A 472-nucleotide genomic window follows, 5' to 3' on the forward strand; every position below is an offset into this window, starting at 1 on the left:
CTAGTACTCCAGCCGGGGTTGTTGACCTTGGCTGAGCTGCCGTTTGATGCGATGCGGGAACGAGGGCAGCCACCGTCGATCATGGGCGGTTGTGTGGACTGACCATGATGCAGCGGTGGCTGCCGGATACAGGGTAGACGCCCAGCGGTGGCGGGTGTTGTTCGATGACCTGATGCTGACGGTCGGGCAGCGTTTCCGCAGGCCGGAGCCTCGCCGTCGGGTGCGTGACTTCGTCCGGGGTTTGCTGGCGCCGTTGCCGTCGAAGAACTGCTGGACGATCGCGGAGCATGCCGGTGACACGGGTCCGGACGGGATGCAGGACCTGCTGACCCGGGTGAAGTGGGACGATGCCGAGGTCCGCGCCGATGTCCGTGAGTTCGTCGGCCACCACCTGGGTGATGCCGAGGCTGTCCTGGTCATCGACGAGACGGGTGATCTGAAGAAGGGCCGGCACACCGTCGGCGTGCAGCGG

1 protein-coding gene is annotated in these 472 nt (G+C 65.9%); it reads left to right on the plus strand.

Annotated features, from left to right (window positions below; genetic code table 11):
• Positions 1 to 115 precede the first annotated feature (115 nt).
• On the plus strand, positions 116 to 472 hold a 357-nt coding region (locus HCJ94_RS29410; protein WP_168004253.1), incomplete at its 3' end, for a transposase.

This window comes from Micromonospora thermarum (assembly GCF_012034245.1).
In the GTDB taxonomy this organism is placed as follows: Bacteria; Actinomycetota; Actinomycetes; order Mycobacteriales; family Micromonosporaceae; genus Micromonospora; species Micromonospora thermarum.